Annotated in this window: 12 protein-coding genes; 3 read left to right on the top strand and 9 right to left on the bottom strand. The window is 70.8% G+C overall.

What is annotated here, in order from left to right; all coding sequences use genetic code 11:
- Positions 1–89: 89 nt before the first annotated feature.
- Positions 90–440: a DoxX family protein gene (locus HH310_RS29160; RefSeq protein WP_169178897.1), complete on the top strand. Its 351-nt coding sequence runs from the start codon at positions 90–92 to the stop codon at positions 438–440.
- Here HH310_RS29160 and HH310_RS29155 read toward each other — a convergent pair.
- Both HH310_RS29155 and HH310_RS29150 read right to left on the bottom strand, forming a co-directional pair.
- A complete protein-coding gene (locus tag HH310_RS29155; RefSeq protein WP_169178896.1) occupies positions 418–1167 on the bottom strand; it encodes a ParA family protein in 750 nt (249 codons plus the stop codon). The genes HH310_RS29160 and HH310_RS29155 overlap by 23 nt on opposite strands.
- Positions 1164–2654, bottom strand: coding sequence for a CHAD domain-containing protein (locus tag HH310_RS29150; protein ID WP_169178895.1), 1491 nt, complete (start codon positions 2652–2654; stop codon positions 1164–1166). The genes HH310_RS29155 and HH310_RS29150 overlap by 4 nt, the downstream gene beginning before the upstream one ends.
- Before the next feature lie 222 nt (positions 2655–2876).
- On the opposite strand from HH310_RS29150, the gene HH310_RS29145 reads away from it, so the two are divergent.
- Entirely contained in the window at positions 2877–3920 is a 1044-nt protein-coding gene (locus HH310_RS29145) for an aldo/keto reductase (protein WP_169178894.1), read from the top strand.
- Between the two features lie 104 nt (positions 3921–4024).
- Complete coding sequence (locus HH310_RS29140; protein ID WP_169178893.1) at positions 4025–4702, top strand: GntR family transcriptional regulator; 678 nt, start codon at positions 4025–4027, stop codon at positions 4700–4702.
- 16 nt (positions 4703–4718) lie between these two features.
- Here the strand turns inward: HH310_RS29140 and HH310_RS29135 are convergent, their stop codons facing one another.
- The 7 genes from HH310_RS29135 to HH310_RS45540 form a co-directional block, all read right to left on the bottom strand.
- Entirely contained in the window at positions 4719–6506 is a 1788-nt protein-coding gene (locus HH310_RS29135; protein ID WP_169178892.1) for a gamma-glutamyltransferase family protein, read from the bottom strand.
- Entirely contained in the window at positions 6503–7453 is a 951-nt protein-coding gene (locus HH310_RS29130; protein WP_211192766.1) for an ABC transporter ATP-binding protein, read from the bottom strand. The genes HH310_RS29135 and HH310_RS29130 overlap by 4 nt, the downstream gene beginning before the upstream one ends.
- 29 nt (positions 7454–7482) lie before the next feature.
- A complete protein-coding gene (locus tag HH310_RS29125; protein WP_169178890.1) occupies positions 7483–8466 on the bottom strand; it encodes an ABC transporter ATP-binding protein in 984 nt (327 codons plus the stop codon).
- Positions 8463–9347 carry an ABC transporter permease gene (locus tag HH310_RS29120; protein WP_169178889.1) on the bottom strand — a complete coding sequence of 295 codons (885 nt, stop codon included), beginning with the start codon at positions 9345–9347 and terminating at the stop codon, positions 8463–8465. The genes HH310_RS29125 and HH310_RS29120 overlap by 4 nt, the downstream gene beginning before the upstream one ends.
- Positions 9344–10300, bottom strand: coding sequence for an ABC transporter permease (locus HH310_RS29115; RefSeq protein WP_169178888.1), 957 nt, complete (start codon positions 10298–10300; stop codon positions 9344–9346). Before HH310_RS29115 ends, HH310_RS29120 begins: the two co-directional genes overlap by 4 nt.
- A 5-nt stretch (positions 10301–10305) precedes the next feature.
- Positions 10306–11949 (bottom strand): ABC transporter substrate-binding protein, encoded by a 1644-nt coding sequence (locus HH310_RS29110; RefSeq protein ID WP_169178887.1) that lies wholly within the window; start codon positions 11947–11949, stop codon positions 10306–10308.
- A gap of 84 nt (positions 11950–12033) precedes the next feature.
- Entirely contained in the window at positions 12034–13152 is a 1119-nt protein-coding gene (locus HH310_RS45540; protein ID WP_169178886.1) for a GGDEF domain-containing protein, read from the bottom strand.
- Positions 13153–13278 lie beyond the last annotated feature (126 nt).

Genomic DNA, 13278 nt, shown 5'->3' with positions numbered 1-13278 from the left:
GCCAGCAACGTGAACCCGGACGTCTCACACTTCGCGGTGCTGTGTCGTCGGCGTAGCGAGCAGCCAGGCAACCGCCCGAAGGAGAGTTCGTGTTCGCCGCCTACGTCACGGTCACCATCCTCACCGCGATCTTCACCGGCATCGCCGCCACCACGTATTTGACCGGCCATGACTACCCCAAGGCCCAGCTGGACATGAAGCGCCTGCCGCGCTCCTGGGGGCCGCGGCTGGGCATCGCGCTGGCGGCGGGCTCGCTGGGCGCCCTCGCCGGGTTCGCGGTGCCGCCGCTGGGCGTGCTCGCCGCCGCCGGCCTCGTGCTGTATTTCGTCGGCGCGCTCGTGGCTCACCTGCGGGTCGGCTCCCGTCAGCTGGCCGGATGGGCCGTCTTCTTCCTCACCGTGGTGGCCGACCTGGCGATTACCCTGCTTTACCGCCGGTGATCTCCGCCCACAACTCCTGATAGCAGCGGGACACCCGGGCCGTCGGCGCGAAGACCGGGACCGGGGCGCGGCGCTCGGCCATCTGCTCGACCAGCGTCATCGACGGGATGACGGTTTCGGCGATCCGGGCGCCGTCGTCGTGCGGGACAGAGCCGATGACCTCGCGGTGCAGGCGCTTGCGCCGGTCGGCCATCGAGAAGAACGCGATGACCGCCGGCCGGGGCCGGGGCGCGTCCGCCACGAAGCCGACGAGCTGGGTGTACGTGCGCAGCGACAACGGCGTGGGGATGAGCGGCACGAGCAGGACGTCCGCGGCGCGAAGCACGTTCTCCGACACCAGCGACACGCCGGGCGGGCAGTCCAGGAACGCGACGTCGTAGTCGCCGGCCATGCCGGACAGCAGATCGTCCAGCCGCCGCGTCCGCCGTTTCGCGTCGTCCAGATCGAGGTCCATGTTGCGGTACGAGAAATCCGCCGGCAGCAGATCCAGGTTGTCGAAGTCGGTCGCCTTCACCGCGTCGTCGACCGGCCGCCGGCCCGAGACGAGGCCGCGGCTGCCGCCGCGGACCCGTGGCTTCACCCGGAACAGGTAGGTCGCCGCGCCCTGCGGGTCGAGGTCCCAGAGCAGCGTGCGCCGGCCGGACGCGGCGGACAGGTAGGCGAGGTTGACCGCCGTGGACGTCTTCCCGACCCCGCCCTTGATGTTGTACGTCGCGTACGTCTTCACCCGGCCGCCCTTCCGTCGTCGCCGAGCAGGCGCTCCATCCGCAGCCGGCTGGCCGGCCGGACGTAGGCGGCGAACACGCCGGCGAACTCCGTACGGGCGCGCTGCTGTTCGGCATGCAGGTGCGCGGTGAGCTCGCCCATCGCGAGCAGAGCCTGGGCGGCCTCGCGATCCGCGACCATGTCGTGGGCGAACGTGCGCAGCGTGGTCCACTGCACCTCGGAGTCCTGGAACCGGCCGAGCACGTCCTGAAGGCTCTTGAGGTCCTTGATCGCGTCGCGGAGCCGGGCGGCGCCGAGCACCGGGGCGAACATCTCCATCGCGTAGCGCAGCTCCTTGCACCGCTTGCGCAGCAGATGCAGATCTTCCGGCGGTGAGGCGTCGGAGATCGCGGTGCCACCGCGCACGACCCGCCGGTGTGCCTTGGCGATGGTGGCGTGGGCCAGCGCCCCGGCCGACCACGCGCCGTCCACCGGCCGCGCGGAGCCGCCCAGCTCGGCGAGCTCGGCCGCCCAGTCGTCGAGCAGCCGCCGGAGCCGGACACCGCGCAGCGCGCGCGTCAACCGGCGCCGCTCGGCCGCCCGCCGATGGGCCAGGTGCGCCTCGAACGGCTCGAGGTCGGCGGGGTCGGCGGCGACCAGCCAGCCGGCCATCTCGGGCAGGCCGAGCTGGTACACGTCCAGGTCGCGGACCGCCGAGGTGCGGTCGCCGAGCCACTTGAACTGCGGCTCCCACACCTGCCGGAAGTGCGCCGGAAGGGCCGGGCGGCCGAGCTTGAGCAACGAGCGGGTCCGCCGGACGGCGACGCGGACGTCGTGCAGGAACTCGGTGTCGATGTCGGCGATCGTGCCCGGCAGGTTGTCGCGCAGTTCGTCGAGGAAGCCGGTCAGCTCGGCGGCCAGCAGCGTCCGCGCCGGCGCCCCTGGATCGACGGCGGATTTCGGGGCCGGCGATGCCGCGCGCGTGGCGGTGACCGGTTCGAGCAGCGTCGTGACCAGCCGCCACGCCCGGTCGGCCTCTTTCTGGTATCCGCGGAGCGGCCGGACGAGGACCAGCCCGGCGTCGTCCACGTCGAGGCGTACGACGATCTTGCCGTCCGTGTTGCGCAGCTCGGCCCGGCGCACCAGCCGTCGCTCCTCGCCGACGACGAGCAGGGCGCGGATCCCGGAGAGGGGCGCGACGTGGTCCTTCAGCGGCCCGTCCGGCAGAGCGGCCGCCATCGCCGGCCACCGCGGCCACGGGCCGGTGAGCACGTTCGCCACGACCTGGCCGCTCCGCGTCAGCTCGAGTCTCTCGGTGCCGGCCTCGGCGACCAGCTCGAGCCGCAGGTCAGCGCGGTCGAGCCGGCGGTCGAACGTGTCGAGCACGGTGTGCGCCACCACGCGTGGTTCGCCGGCCGAGACCTCGAAGGACGCGGCCAGCAGCTCGCGCAGGGCATCGGGATCGAATGTCCCGGAGCCGCGCGGGCGTGCACTTCGGACCGCGGTCATGGTCACCTGACAATAGACGTCAGAACCAGAAGAGTGTCACCACGCGCCGCACCGGTATCCATCAATATCAGCCGATGTGGATCGCCCACAGTGGAGTGATCGGCTCGGTGTGACGTCGGGCATGTGAGTGAACGACGGCCCGTCCGGTGCGTCTCTGGACGGCTGCTCTGACACCCTGTCAACCCCCGAACACGGGCAAACTGTCCGAAAGGTAGAAAATTAGTGAAATATCGCACCCTTGGGCGTACGGGACTCTGGGTTTCCGAGGTTTCTCTCGGCGCCATGACGCTGGGCGGGCGCGCCGACGACCCGATCTGGGGAGCGGTCGGCGCGTTGCACGGCGAGGAGGCGTCGCGTCTCGTGCTGGCGGCGCTCGACGCGGGGATCAACTACATCGACACCGCGGACACGTACGGGGGTGGCGAGTCCGAGGACGAGCTCGGGCGCATCCTGGCCGGCCGCCGCGACTCCGTGCTGATCGCGTCGAAGGCGGGGGGATCGCGCTCCGGGCCCGGCCCCAACGACCTCGGCGCCACCCGGGTCCACCTGACCCGCAGCATCGAGAACAGCCTGCGGAAGTTGCGTACCGACTACATCGACCTCTACGAGCTGCACATCTTCGATCACCTCACCGCGCTCGACGAAAGCCTGGCCGCGCTGGACGACGCCGTACGCCAGGGAAAGATCCGGCACATCGGCGCGTCGAACTTCGACGCGTGGCACATCGCCAAGGCGCTCGGGATCTCCGCGCTGCGCCAGATCAGCGGGTTCGTCTCGGCGCAGACGCACTACTCACTGCTGGTCCGCGACGTGGAGATGGATCTGCTCCCGCTGGCCGAGAGCGAGAACCTGGGCGTCATGGTCTGGGGTCCGCTGGCGGCCGGATATCTGACCGGGAAGTTCGATAGTGCGGGCGGCACCGGGGAGTCGTCGTCGCGGCGCGCGACCAATCCGCAGGCGAGCATCCCGCCGGTGGACCCGGTCGCGGCCGCCCCGGTTCTGGAGGTCGTGCGGGCGGTCGCCGAGCGCAACAACGCCACCAGCGCCCAGGTCGCGCTCGCCTGGATCCTCGCCCGGCCGGTCATCACCAGCGTCACCATCGGAGCCCGTACGCCGGAGCGGCTGCTCAGCAATCTGCAAGCGGTGGATCTGCAGCTGAGCGCGCAAGACCTGGCCGACCTGGACGAAGTGAGCGCGCCCGCGCCCCGGTATCCGCACTGGCTCAACCGGCTCGCCGAGCTCGGCCGGGGTCCCGTGCCGCGCTGATCCGCCGGCTCCGAGGGTCAATCACGCCCGTTCAGCGCGTCGGCCCGATGTGGATTGTCCTTCGTATACAATCACCGGCAGACTTCGTTGCGAAAGGCTGTCGGGTGGAAACGGACCTGCCGGGCAAGATCGGGGCTCAGCACCTGCCGCTGCGTGACCAGGTGCTCGCCGCCCTGCGGAAGGGGATCATCAGCGGCGACTATCCGCCGGGCGAGCGACTCACCGAGGACCGCCTGGCGGAAGACTTCGGCGTCTCCCGCAACCCGGTCCGCGAGGCCCTGCGCGTCGCGGAGGCGGAGGGGTTCGTGGTGATCCTTCCCCGCCGGGGGGCGGTCGTCGCCTCGCCGAGCAGCGCGACGATCGACGACATCTTCGCGGTGCGCGAGCGGCTGGAGACGCTCGCGGCGCGGCTCGCGGCGGTGCGGGCGACACCGGGCGACGTGGTGACCCTGCGGGCGATCCTCGACCAGGCGCGCCTCGCGACCGAGCATCAGGACCTGCGCGGCGTCGGCGAGCTGAACAGCGCCCTGCACCTGCGGATCCTGGAGATCAGCGGAAACCCGTGGCTGGCCTCGATCGCGAAGGCTCTGTATTTACACGTGCAGTGGGTTTTCCAGATGACCGCGGACGTGCGCGCGCCGCATTCCTGGGACGAGCACATCAAGCTGGTCGACGCCATCGAGTCGGGCGACGGCGACCTGGCCGAGTCGGTGGCGCTCGAGCACGTGGGCGCGGCGGCAACGGCCGCGCACGAGATCGCGGGCGCCCGTCCGGCTCGTTGAGCCCGGGCAGGGGCCTCTAGCGGCCCACCGCGTAGCCCTGCGCGCCGCGCGGGTTCGCGCCCGCCGCGAGCACGCCGGACGACGGGTCCCGGGACACCGCGCACATCCGGCCCAGACTCCACGGCCCGGCCCGCCGCACGCGGTGGCCCAGCGCTTGCAGCGAATCCAGGACGTCCGCGTCCAGGCGGTCCTCCACGACCAGCACGCCGGGCTCGGTCTCGCGCGGGTGGAACGACGCCGGGAAGCTCGTCGTGTGCCACGCCGGCGCGTCGATGGCCTCCTGCAGCGGCTGCCCGCCGGCGAGGTGGCGCAGCAGGAACAGCAACTGCCACTGGTCCTGCTGGTCGCCGCCGGGTGTGCCGCAGGCCAGGACGGGCCGGCCGTCGCGGTGCACCATGGTCGGGCTGAGCGTCGTCCGCGGCCGCCGGCCCGGCACCAGCGACGACGGCAGCCCCTCCGCCAACCAGAACATCTGCAGCCGGCTGCCGAGCGGGAATCCCAGCGCGGGGATCGTGGGGGAGCTCTGCAGCCACCCGCCACTGGGCGTAGCGGAAATCATGTTCCCCCAGCGGTCCACGACATCGACGTGGCAGGTGTCACCGCGCGTCACACCGTCGGCCCGCACGGTGGGTTCGCCGGTGGTGGGGTCGGGCCGTGCACCATCACCCGGGCCCTGCGACACGAAACGGGGCAGACGCGGCCGTAACCCGTCGGGCCGGCCGGGCCGCAAGTCGGTCGCGGCCCGCTCGCCGATCAACCCGGCCCGCGACACGGCGTAGTCCCGCGACAGCAACGCCTTGATCGGCACCTCGCCGGAATCCCCGTACCAGGCCTCACGATCGGCGAAGGCGAGCTTGAGCGCCTCGGCCCCGGCGTGGATGCCGCGCACCGTGGACGGGTCGTACGCCGACGGATCGTCCAGCGCGTCCAGGGTGGCCAGGGTCTGCAGCAGCACCGGCCCCTGCCCCCACGGCCCGGTCTTCGCCACCACGTGACCGTTCCACGCGTACGTGACCGGCTCTTCCCAGCCGGCGGAGAAACGCGCCATGTCGTCGCCGGTCACCAGACCCGCGTGCGCGCGCCCGCTGGAGTCGCGGACCGGCCGGCGGCAGAACCGGTCGATCTCCTCGGCGACGAACCCTTCGCGCCACACGCGCCGGGCCGCCTCGACCTGGGTCTGGCGATCGGCCCCCGCCGATTCTCCCGCCTTCACCAACCTTTCCAGCACATTCCCGTACGCCGGATTGGCGAAGACCCCACCCGCAACGGGCGGCTTCCCGCCCCGCAGCCAGAGCGCCGCCGACGTGGGCCAATGCTCCTCGAAGAGCGACCGCACCGTCGCCACGGTCTCCCCGACGCGCGCGATCAGCGGGTGCCCCCCGATCGCGTAGTCGATGGCGGGCGTCAGCACCTCCCGCAACGACAGCGTCCCGTGGTCGCGCAACAACAGCAGCCAAGCGTCGACCGCCCCTGGCACGGTGGCCGCCAGCAGCCCGGACCCGGGGATGAGGTCCATGCCGAGCGACCGGAAATGCCCGATCGTGGCCGCGGCCGGCGCCGGCCCCTGCCCGCAGAGGACGCGCGGCCGTGGATCCGCCGCCGTCGCCACGATGGCCGGCACCTCGCCGCCCGGCCCGTTCAGATGCGGCTCCACGACATGCAGCACGAAGCCCGCGGTGACCGCCGCGTCGAACGCGTTCCCGCCGAGCTCCAGCGTGCGCATCGCCGCCTGGCTCGCCAGCCAATGTGTCGACGACACCATCCCGAACATGCCCTGCAGGGTCGGCCTGGTCGTGAACGTCATCCGTGTGCTCCCGTACGAACGTCGGGACGTGTCCCGTCAGCCTGGACAAGATGGCAAGCCGCTTCGCCGTCGCCGATCCGCACCGGCGGCGGGACCTCGAGCGCGCACTTTTCGAAGGCGAGGGGACATCGCGTACGGAAAACGCAGCCCGAGGGTGGGTCGAGCGCCGACGGCATGTCGTCGCCCAGCAGGACTTTCTGCTGGGCGCGCTGGCGCACCGGGTCGGCGACCGGCGCGGCCGCCAGCAGTGCCTGGGTGTAGGGATGCGCGGGCCGCGCGAAGATCTGCTCCCGGGAGCCCGTCTCCATGAGCTTGCCCAGATACATGACGGCGATCTGGTCGGCGAGGTATTCCACCGCGGCCAGGTTGTGCGTGATGAACAGGCAGGCGAATCCGATGTCGCGCTGCAGGTCGGCGAGGAGGTTGAGCACCGACGCCTGCACCGACACGTCGAGCGCGCTGGTCGGTTCGTCGGCGATGAGCAGGGCGGGCGACGAGATCAGCGCCCGGGCGATGCTCACGCGTTGCCGCTGCCCGCCGGAGAGCTCGTGCGGGTAGCGGCGGGCCACCTCGTCGCGGAGCCCGACCTCGGCGAGCGCCTCGCTCACGCGCTGCTGCCGGGCGCGCCGGGAAAGCCGGGAACCACCGGCGAGGCGCAACGGCTCGGCCACCACGTCCCCGACGAGCATCCGGGGGTCCAGCGAGCCGGCCGGATCCTGGAAGACGATCGACACCTCGGCGCGGTGCGGCCGTAACTCGCGCCGGCTGAGCCGGGTGACGTCGACACCGCCGATGCGCACGACACCGCCGGTCGGTTTCAGCAGCCGCACGACGCAGCGGCCCACCGTGGACTTGCCGGAGCCGCTCTCGCCGACCAGGGCCGTGACGCCGCCGCGCGGGATCGTCAGCGACACCCCGTCGACGGCCCGCACCGGCCCGAAATGCATGCGCAGGCCGTCGAGTTCGAGCGCGTTCGTCACCGCTTCGCCTCCTGCCGGGTGGGGTGCCAGCACGCGGCGAGGTGCGCTTGGGACCCGCTCGACGCCGTCAGCGGCGGGGCCGAGCCACGGCATTTCTGGTCGGCCGCCGGGCATCGGTCGGCGAACGTGCACGCGTCCGGTTGCCTCGTCAGGACCGGGACGAGCCCGGGGATCTCCTGCAGCCGGTCGGTGCCGGCGTGCCGCCCCGGCGTCGGGGACGCCTTGAGCAGCCCGTCGGTGTAGTGGTGATGCGGATGCGCGAACAGCTCGACGACCGGCGCCTGCTCGACGACGCGCCCGGCGTACATGACGACCACGCGGTCCGCGATGTCGGCGATGACGCCCAGATCGTGGGTGATGATGAGGACGCTGGTGCCGAGCCGGTCCCGCAGGTTGCGTAACACGTCGAGGATGCCCGCCTGCGCGGTGACGTCGAGCGCGGTCGTCGGCTCGTCGGCGACCAGCACCGTCGGGTTGCAGGCCACCGCCATCGCGATCATCACGCGCTGGCGCATGCCGCCGGAGAGCTGGTGCGGGTAGTTGTCCACCCGATTGGCCGGCGACGGGATGCCGACCAGCGACAACAGCTCGACCGCCCGCTGGCGGACCTGTTTGCGGCTGAGCCGCTCGTGCTCCTGGAGAACCTCGCCGATCTGCCGCCCGACGGTGAGCACCGGGTTCAGCGATGTCATCGGTTCCTGGAAGATGTACGCGATCTCCTTGCCCCGCACCCGCCGCAGCTCGGGTTCGCGCGCGCCGATGAGCTCGGTGCCGCGCAGGCGCACCGAGCCGGAGACGCGGGCGCTGCGGGGTAACAGGCCGGCGAGGCTCATCGCGGTGACGCTCTTGCCGCAACCGGACTCGCCGACGACCCCGACGATCTCCCCGGCATCCAGGTCGAGGTTCACACCGTCGACCGCCGACACGTCCCCGCTCTCGGTCACGAACGAGACCGTGAGATCGGCAACCTCGAGAATCATCGGTCCCCCTTCGGGTCGAGGGCATCCCGGAGAGCGTCGCCGAAGACGTTGAACGTCAGCGCCAGCACCATGATCGCGAGGCCCGGGAACGTGGCGGCCCACGGCGCCTGGGTGGCGAATTGCTGGGCGGTAGCCAACATCGTACCGAGGCTGGGGTCCGGTGGTTGAATGCCGAGACCGAGGAACGACAGCACCGCCTCGGCCAGGATCGCGGCCGGCAGCGCCACGGTGGCCTGGACCAGGATCACCGAGGTCGCGTTGGGCAGGATGTGCCGGACGAGAACCCACAGGTCGCTCGCGCCGTCCACCACCGCGGCGGCGACGAAGTCCAGCGATTTGAGCCGCAGCGTGTCCGACCGGATGACCCGGATCACCCCCGGGATCTGCGCGATGCCGATCGCCACGGCGGCGTTGCCGAGGCTCGCGCCCCGGATGGCGGCCAGCCCCACCGCGAGGATGAGGAACGGGAACGCCAGCAGCAGATCGGTGAAACGTCCGATGACCGCGTCCAGCTTGCCGAAGTAGCCGGCGGCGAGGCCGAGCGGCACGCCGACGACGAGCGAGGTGAGGACGGCGAGGAAGCCCACCTCGAGCGACGCGCGGGCGCCCAGCATGATGCGGGAGAGCACGTCGCGGCCCAGGTCGTCGGTCCCGAGCAGGTGTCCGGGCGTACCGGGGGGCGAGAAGATGTTGGTGAAGTCGGTCTGTTCGACGGAGTAGGGCGCGATCCATGGCGCGAGCACCGCGATCAGGACGGCGATCGCGAGCACCGTGAAACTCACGACGGCGAGCGGGTTGCGCCGCAGCCGCCGCAGCACGCGGGTGCGCCGGGTGAGGCCGGCCGGGCTGGTCCCCGCGTCCGGGACGCTCACGACGGTCATGCCGCCTCACCCGCCACCCGGATACGCGGATCGATGACCGAGTACAGCAGATCGACCAGGAAATTGATGACGATGTACGCCGTGGCGGTCAGCAGAATCACGGCCTGGATGACCGGGTAGTCCCGTTGGAACACCGCGTCGATGGTCATCTTTCCGAAGCCGGGCAGTCCGAAGATGGACTCGGTCACCACCGCGCCGGAGATGAGGCCGCCGAGCTGCAGGCCGACGATCGTCACCACCACGATCAGGCTGTTGCGCAGCGCGTGCCGGCCGATCACGGCGCGCGGCGACAGGCCCTTGGCCTTAGCGGTGCGCACGTAGTCGGCGGACAGCGAGTCGAGCATCGCCGACCGGGTCTGCCGCATGATGATCGCCGCCAGGCCGGTTCCGAGGATCACCGCGGGCAGGATGATGTGGTGCAGGTTGCCGATCGGGTCCTCGGTGAACGGGACGAACCCGGAAGCCGGGAACAGCCCCGTCGCCACCGAGAGATACAGGATCGCGAGCAGCCCGAGCCAGAAATGCGGGACCGACAGCCCGATCAGCGCCAGACCGTTGGCCACCCACTCGGCGGGCCGGCCGCGGCGCACCGCCGCGACCACCCCCGCGCCGACCCCCAGCACCGTGGCGATGAGGATGGCGAGCGCGGAGAGCTCGATGGTGACCGGCAACGCGGTCCGGATCATGTCGGAGACCGGCAGGCCGGTGCGGATCGAGGTGCCGAAGTCGCCGTGCAGGGCGCGTTCCACGTACCGTCCGAACTGGACGATCATGGGTTGGTCCAGCCCGTACTCGGCGCGGATGGCGGCGAGGGCCTCGGGCGAACGGTCCTCGCCGGCCAGCGAGAGCGCGGGGTCCCCCGGAAGCGCGCGGATTCCGAGGAACACCACGATCGTCGCCAGCACCAGCGTCAGCGCCGAGTGCCACGCCCGGGTCAGGAGATACCTGGGCACGCGACCTACTTGGCGAAGCCGGCGAAGGCCGCGCGGATGACGCCGTCGGGATAGACCTGCACACCCTTGACCTTGTTCGAGAACGCCGTCAGGTTGGCCTGCCGATAGAGGTAGATGATCGGGTTGTCCTGCTGCAGCAGGCCGACCGCCTGACCGTACAGCTGCTTGCGCTCGTCGGTGGTGGTCGCCTGACGTGCCTTGTCCAGCACGCCGTCCAGCTGCGGGTTGCTGCTGCCGGAGACGTTCTGGCTGCCGCCGGTGCCGACGAAGTTGGTGATGTTCGCGTCCGGGTCGATGCGGCCGCTCCAGCCGAGCTGGAGGATCTCGAAGTTGCCGCGGTCCTGCTCGTCGAGCAGCGACGAGTACTCGATCGGTTTGATCGCGATGGTGAAGCCGGCATCCTTGACCATCGCCTGCAGAGCCTGGGCCAGGCGCAGGCTGTCCGGTGTGTTCGACGACAGCATGTTCACCGTGTACGGGGTGGTCACCCCGGCTTCCTGCAGCAGCTGCTTGGCCTTGGCCGGATCGTGCTCGCGGCACTTCTGGGCGTCCGGCGAGGAGAACGGGCTCGCCGGGGCGATCGGGCCGCAGGCCGGGGTGAAGATCCCGTTGAAGACCGCGTCCACCAGCGCCTTGCGGTCGATGGCGTACTCGAAGGCCTGCCGCACCTTGGCGTCCTTCGCGATCGGCCGGTCGATCGGTTTCGGCGGGGTGCCGAGGCCGTCCACGTTCCCGACGTTGATCGTGATGCCCTGGTAGCCCAGCGTCTGGGACTGCAGCACGGTGATCGACGACTCCTTGCGGAGACTGTCGACGTCCTGCGTGGAGACGGTGTCCGCGACCTCGGCGTCGCCGGAGCGCAGGTTGGCCGAGCGGATGCTGGCGTCGGTCAGGATGCGCCACGAGATCGCGTCGAGATGGACCTTGGCGGCGTCGTAGTAGTTCGGGTCCTTGACGACGTCGATCGAGCTCTGCGGCACCCGCTTGCTGAACTTGAACGGGCCCACGCAGACCGGCGCCGAGGCGAAGTTGGTGCCCAGCTTCTGCAGCGCCGCCGGGCTCATGATCATACCGGCGCGGTCGGCCAGCGCGCCCAGCAGCGGCGCGAACGGCGTCTTCAGGTGGACGACGACGGTTTGCGGATCGGGCGTGTCGATCGTGCCGATGGGCCCGATCTCGCTCTTGCGGGCCGACTCCGGCAGCGTCAGGTTACGCTCCAGAGTGGTCTTGACGGCCGCCGAGTCGAACGGCGTCCCGTCCGCGAACTTGACGCCCGAGCGCAGCGGGATCGTGACGCTCTTGCCGTCCGGGGCGATCGTCGGCAGCGCCGTGGCCAGCTGCGGCACCACGTCTGCCTTCGCGTCCACGTCGTACAACTTCTCGCACATCGCCTGGAACACGTAGCGCGAATAGAGGCTCCGCGACAGCGAGGGGTCGAGCCGATCGGGTTCCGCGGACAGGGCGATCGTCAGTTTGCCGCCCTCCTTGACCTCGTCCGCATTGGCCGGTGTGCCGAAGGAATCCTGGGTCTGGGACGGCTTCGCCTCGGGTCCGTCCTCTCGGGACACCGGGGAGCAGGCCGTGAGCGTAAGGATGAGCGCCAGGGCCCCGATGGCGGCCCGGCCGTTAGTGCGCGAGAGGTTCGTCATGACGGGCTCCTATATTGACGATCATCGGAGCGTATGTTGTATACGATGATCCCGCAAGGCCGGAGATCTTCCACCCGCGACGGCTCAGGCGTCGCTCGAATGTAGCGTCCAGACGCCCTTGGACCCGCGCTTCGACGAGTAGAGCGCATCGTCGGCGAAGGACAACAGCTCGTCGATGTCCCGGCCGTGCTCGGGCGCGAGGGCGATCCCGACGCTGAGTCCGACGCGCACCATCGCGGTGCCGCCCACGTCGTGCGGTTCACGGCAGGACGCGATCAGCCGCTCGGCGATGTGGACGGCGTCGGCCCGCCCGGCCTCCGGCAGCAGGACCACGAATTCGTCGCCGCCGGTGCGACAGACCAGATCGATCTCCCGTACGGCCGTGCGCAGCCGGGCGGCGACACTGCGTAGGAGCCAGTCACCACCGGCGTGCCCGTAACGGTCGTTCACCGGTTTGAACCCGTCGAGATCCAGACAGAGCACGGCAACTCCGCCCGTACGCCCGTGCTGGTCCTTGAGCAGCGCCGCCAGCCGTTCCCGCAGCAGCAGCCGGTTGGGCAGGCCGGTCAGCGGATCGTGCATGGACAGGTGCAGGTTCTCCTCGCGGGCGGTGATCGCCTCCATCAGGATCATGTAGTTCTGCCGCAGCAGCAACTGGTAGGCGACCGGGGCGCCGGGCGTCAGGATCGCCATCACCCCCAGGTCCGGCGAGAACAGGAAACCCGCGGTGGCGGCGGCACCGAGCAGATACAGCAGGCCGGCCCCGAGGCGGGGGAACGCGGCGTACCGGGACGCGACGACGCCCATCCACCCGACCGCCAGCATGGTGCCCAGCACCAGCATGCCGGGATCGCCGAGCCGCAGCAGCGCGGTGATCGCGACGGCGGTCACCAGGAACCACACGATGTTGACCGTCGCCATCGCCTGATACAGCTGTGGTGTCTGTTGCGCGTGGCCACGGTGGTGCCGCGTCTTGAGGACCACGCGTGCGGCCTCGAGGGCGGCGTCGGCGACGATCCACAGCACCGCCCAGCGGCGGCCGGTCAGGGCCAGCACGTACCAGCCGCCCGCCTGGCTCCAGAAGATGGTCGCCACCATCAGCAGCCAGGTGTCCGGCAGGGTCCGCAGGCGCGCCTCGCGGAGCTCCGCCGACTCCCCGGCGCCGCGGCCGACGACCAGCGCGAACAGCCGTCGAACGGTCACATCATGCTTGTCGGCAGAAGCTCCGGCGCTTTGAGCGTGGCCGTTGTTAACCGGGTCCCGGCGGCGGCCGATAGGGCAGGTGTGACCACTTCCGGTCCGGGGCGCGCGTTCCGGGGACGCGGCGGG

This window comes from Actinoplanes sp. TBRC 11911 (assembly GCF_012933445.1).
GTDB lineage: Bacteria > Actinomycetota > Actinomycetes > Mycobacteriales > Micromonosporaceae > Actinoplanes.
The sequence above is the reverse complement of the archived record's forward strand: the minus strand, read 5'-3'. Positions and strand labels throughout refer to the sequence as shown.

Bases quoted from the DNA above. Each gene is read 5' to 3' on its own strand.
- HH310_RS29150 (WP_169178895.1), bottom strand. From the start codon at position 2,654: ATGACCGCGGTCCGAAGTGCACGCCCGCGCGGCTCCGGGACATTCGAT.
- HH310_RS29135 (WP_169178892.1), bottom strand. From the start codon at position 6,506: ATGACGTTCACGACCAGGCCGACCCTGCAGGGCATGTTCGGGATGGTG.
- HH310_RS29130 (WP_211192766.1), bottom strand. From the start codon at position 7,453: ATGCATTTCGGGCCGGTGCGGGCCGTCGACGGGGTGTCGCTGACGATC.
- HH310_RS29125 (WP_169178890.1), bottom strand. From the start codon at position 8,466: ATGATTCTCGAGGTTGCCGATCTCACGGTCTCGTTCGTGACCGAGAGC.
- HH310_RS29120 (WP_169178889.1), bottom strand. From the start codon at position 9,347: ATGACCGTCGTGAGCGTCCCGGACGCGGGGACCAGCCCGGCCGGCCTC.
- HH310_RS29110 (WP_169178887.1), bottom strand. From the start codon at position 11,949: ATGACGAACCTCTCGCGCACTAACGGCCGGGCCGCCATCGGGGCCCTG.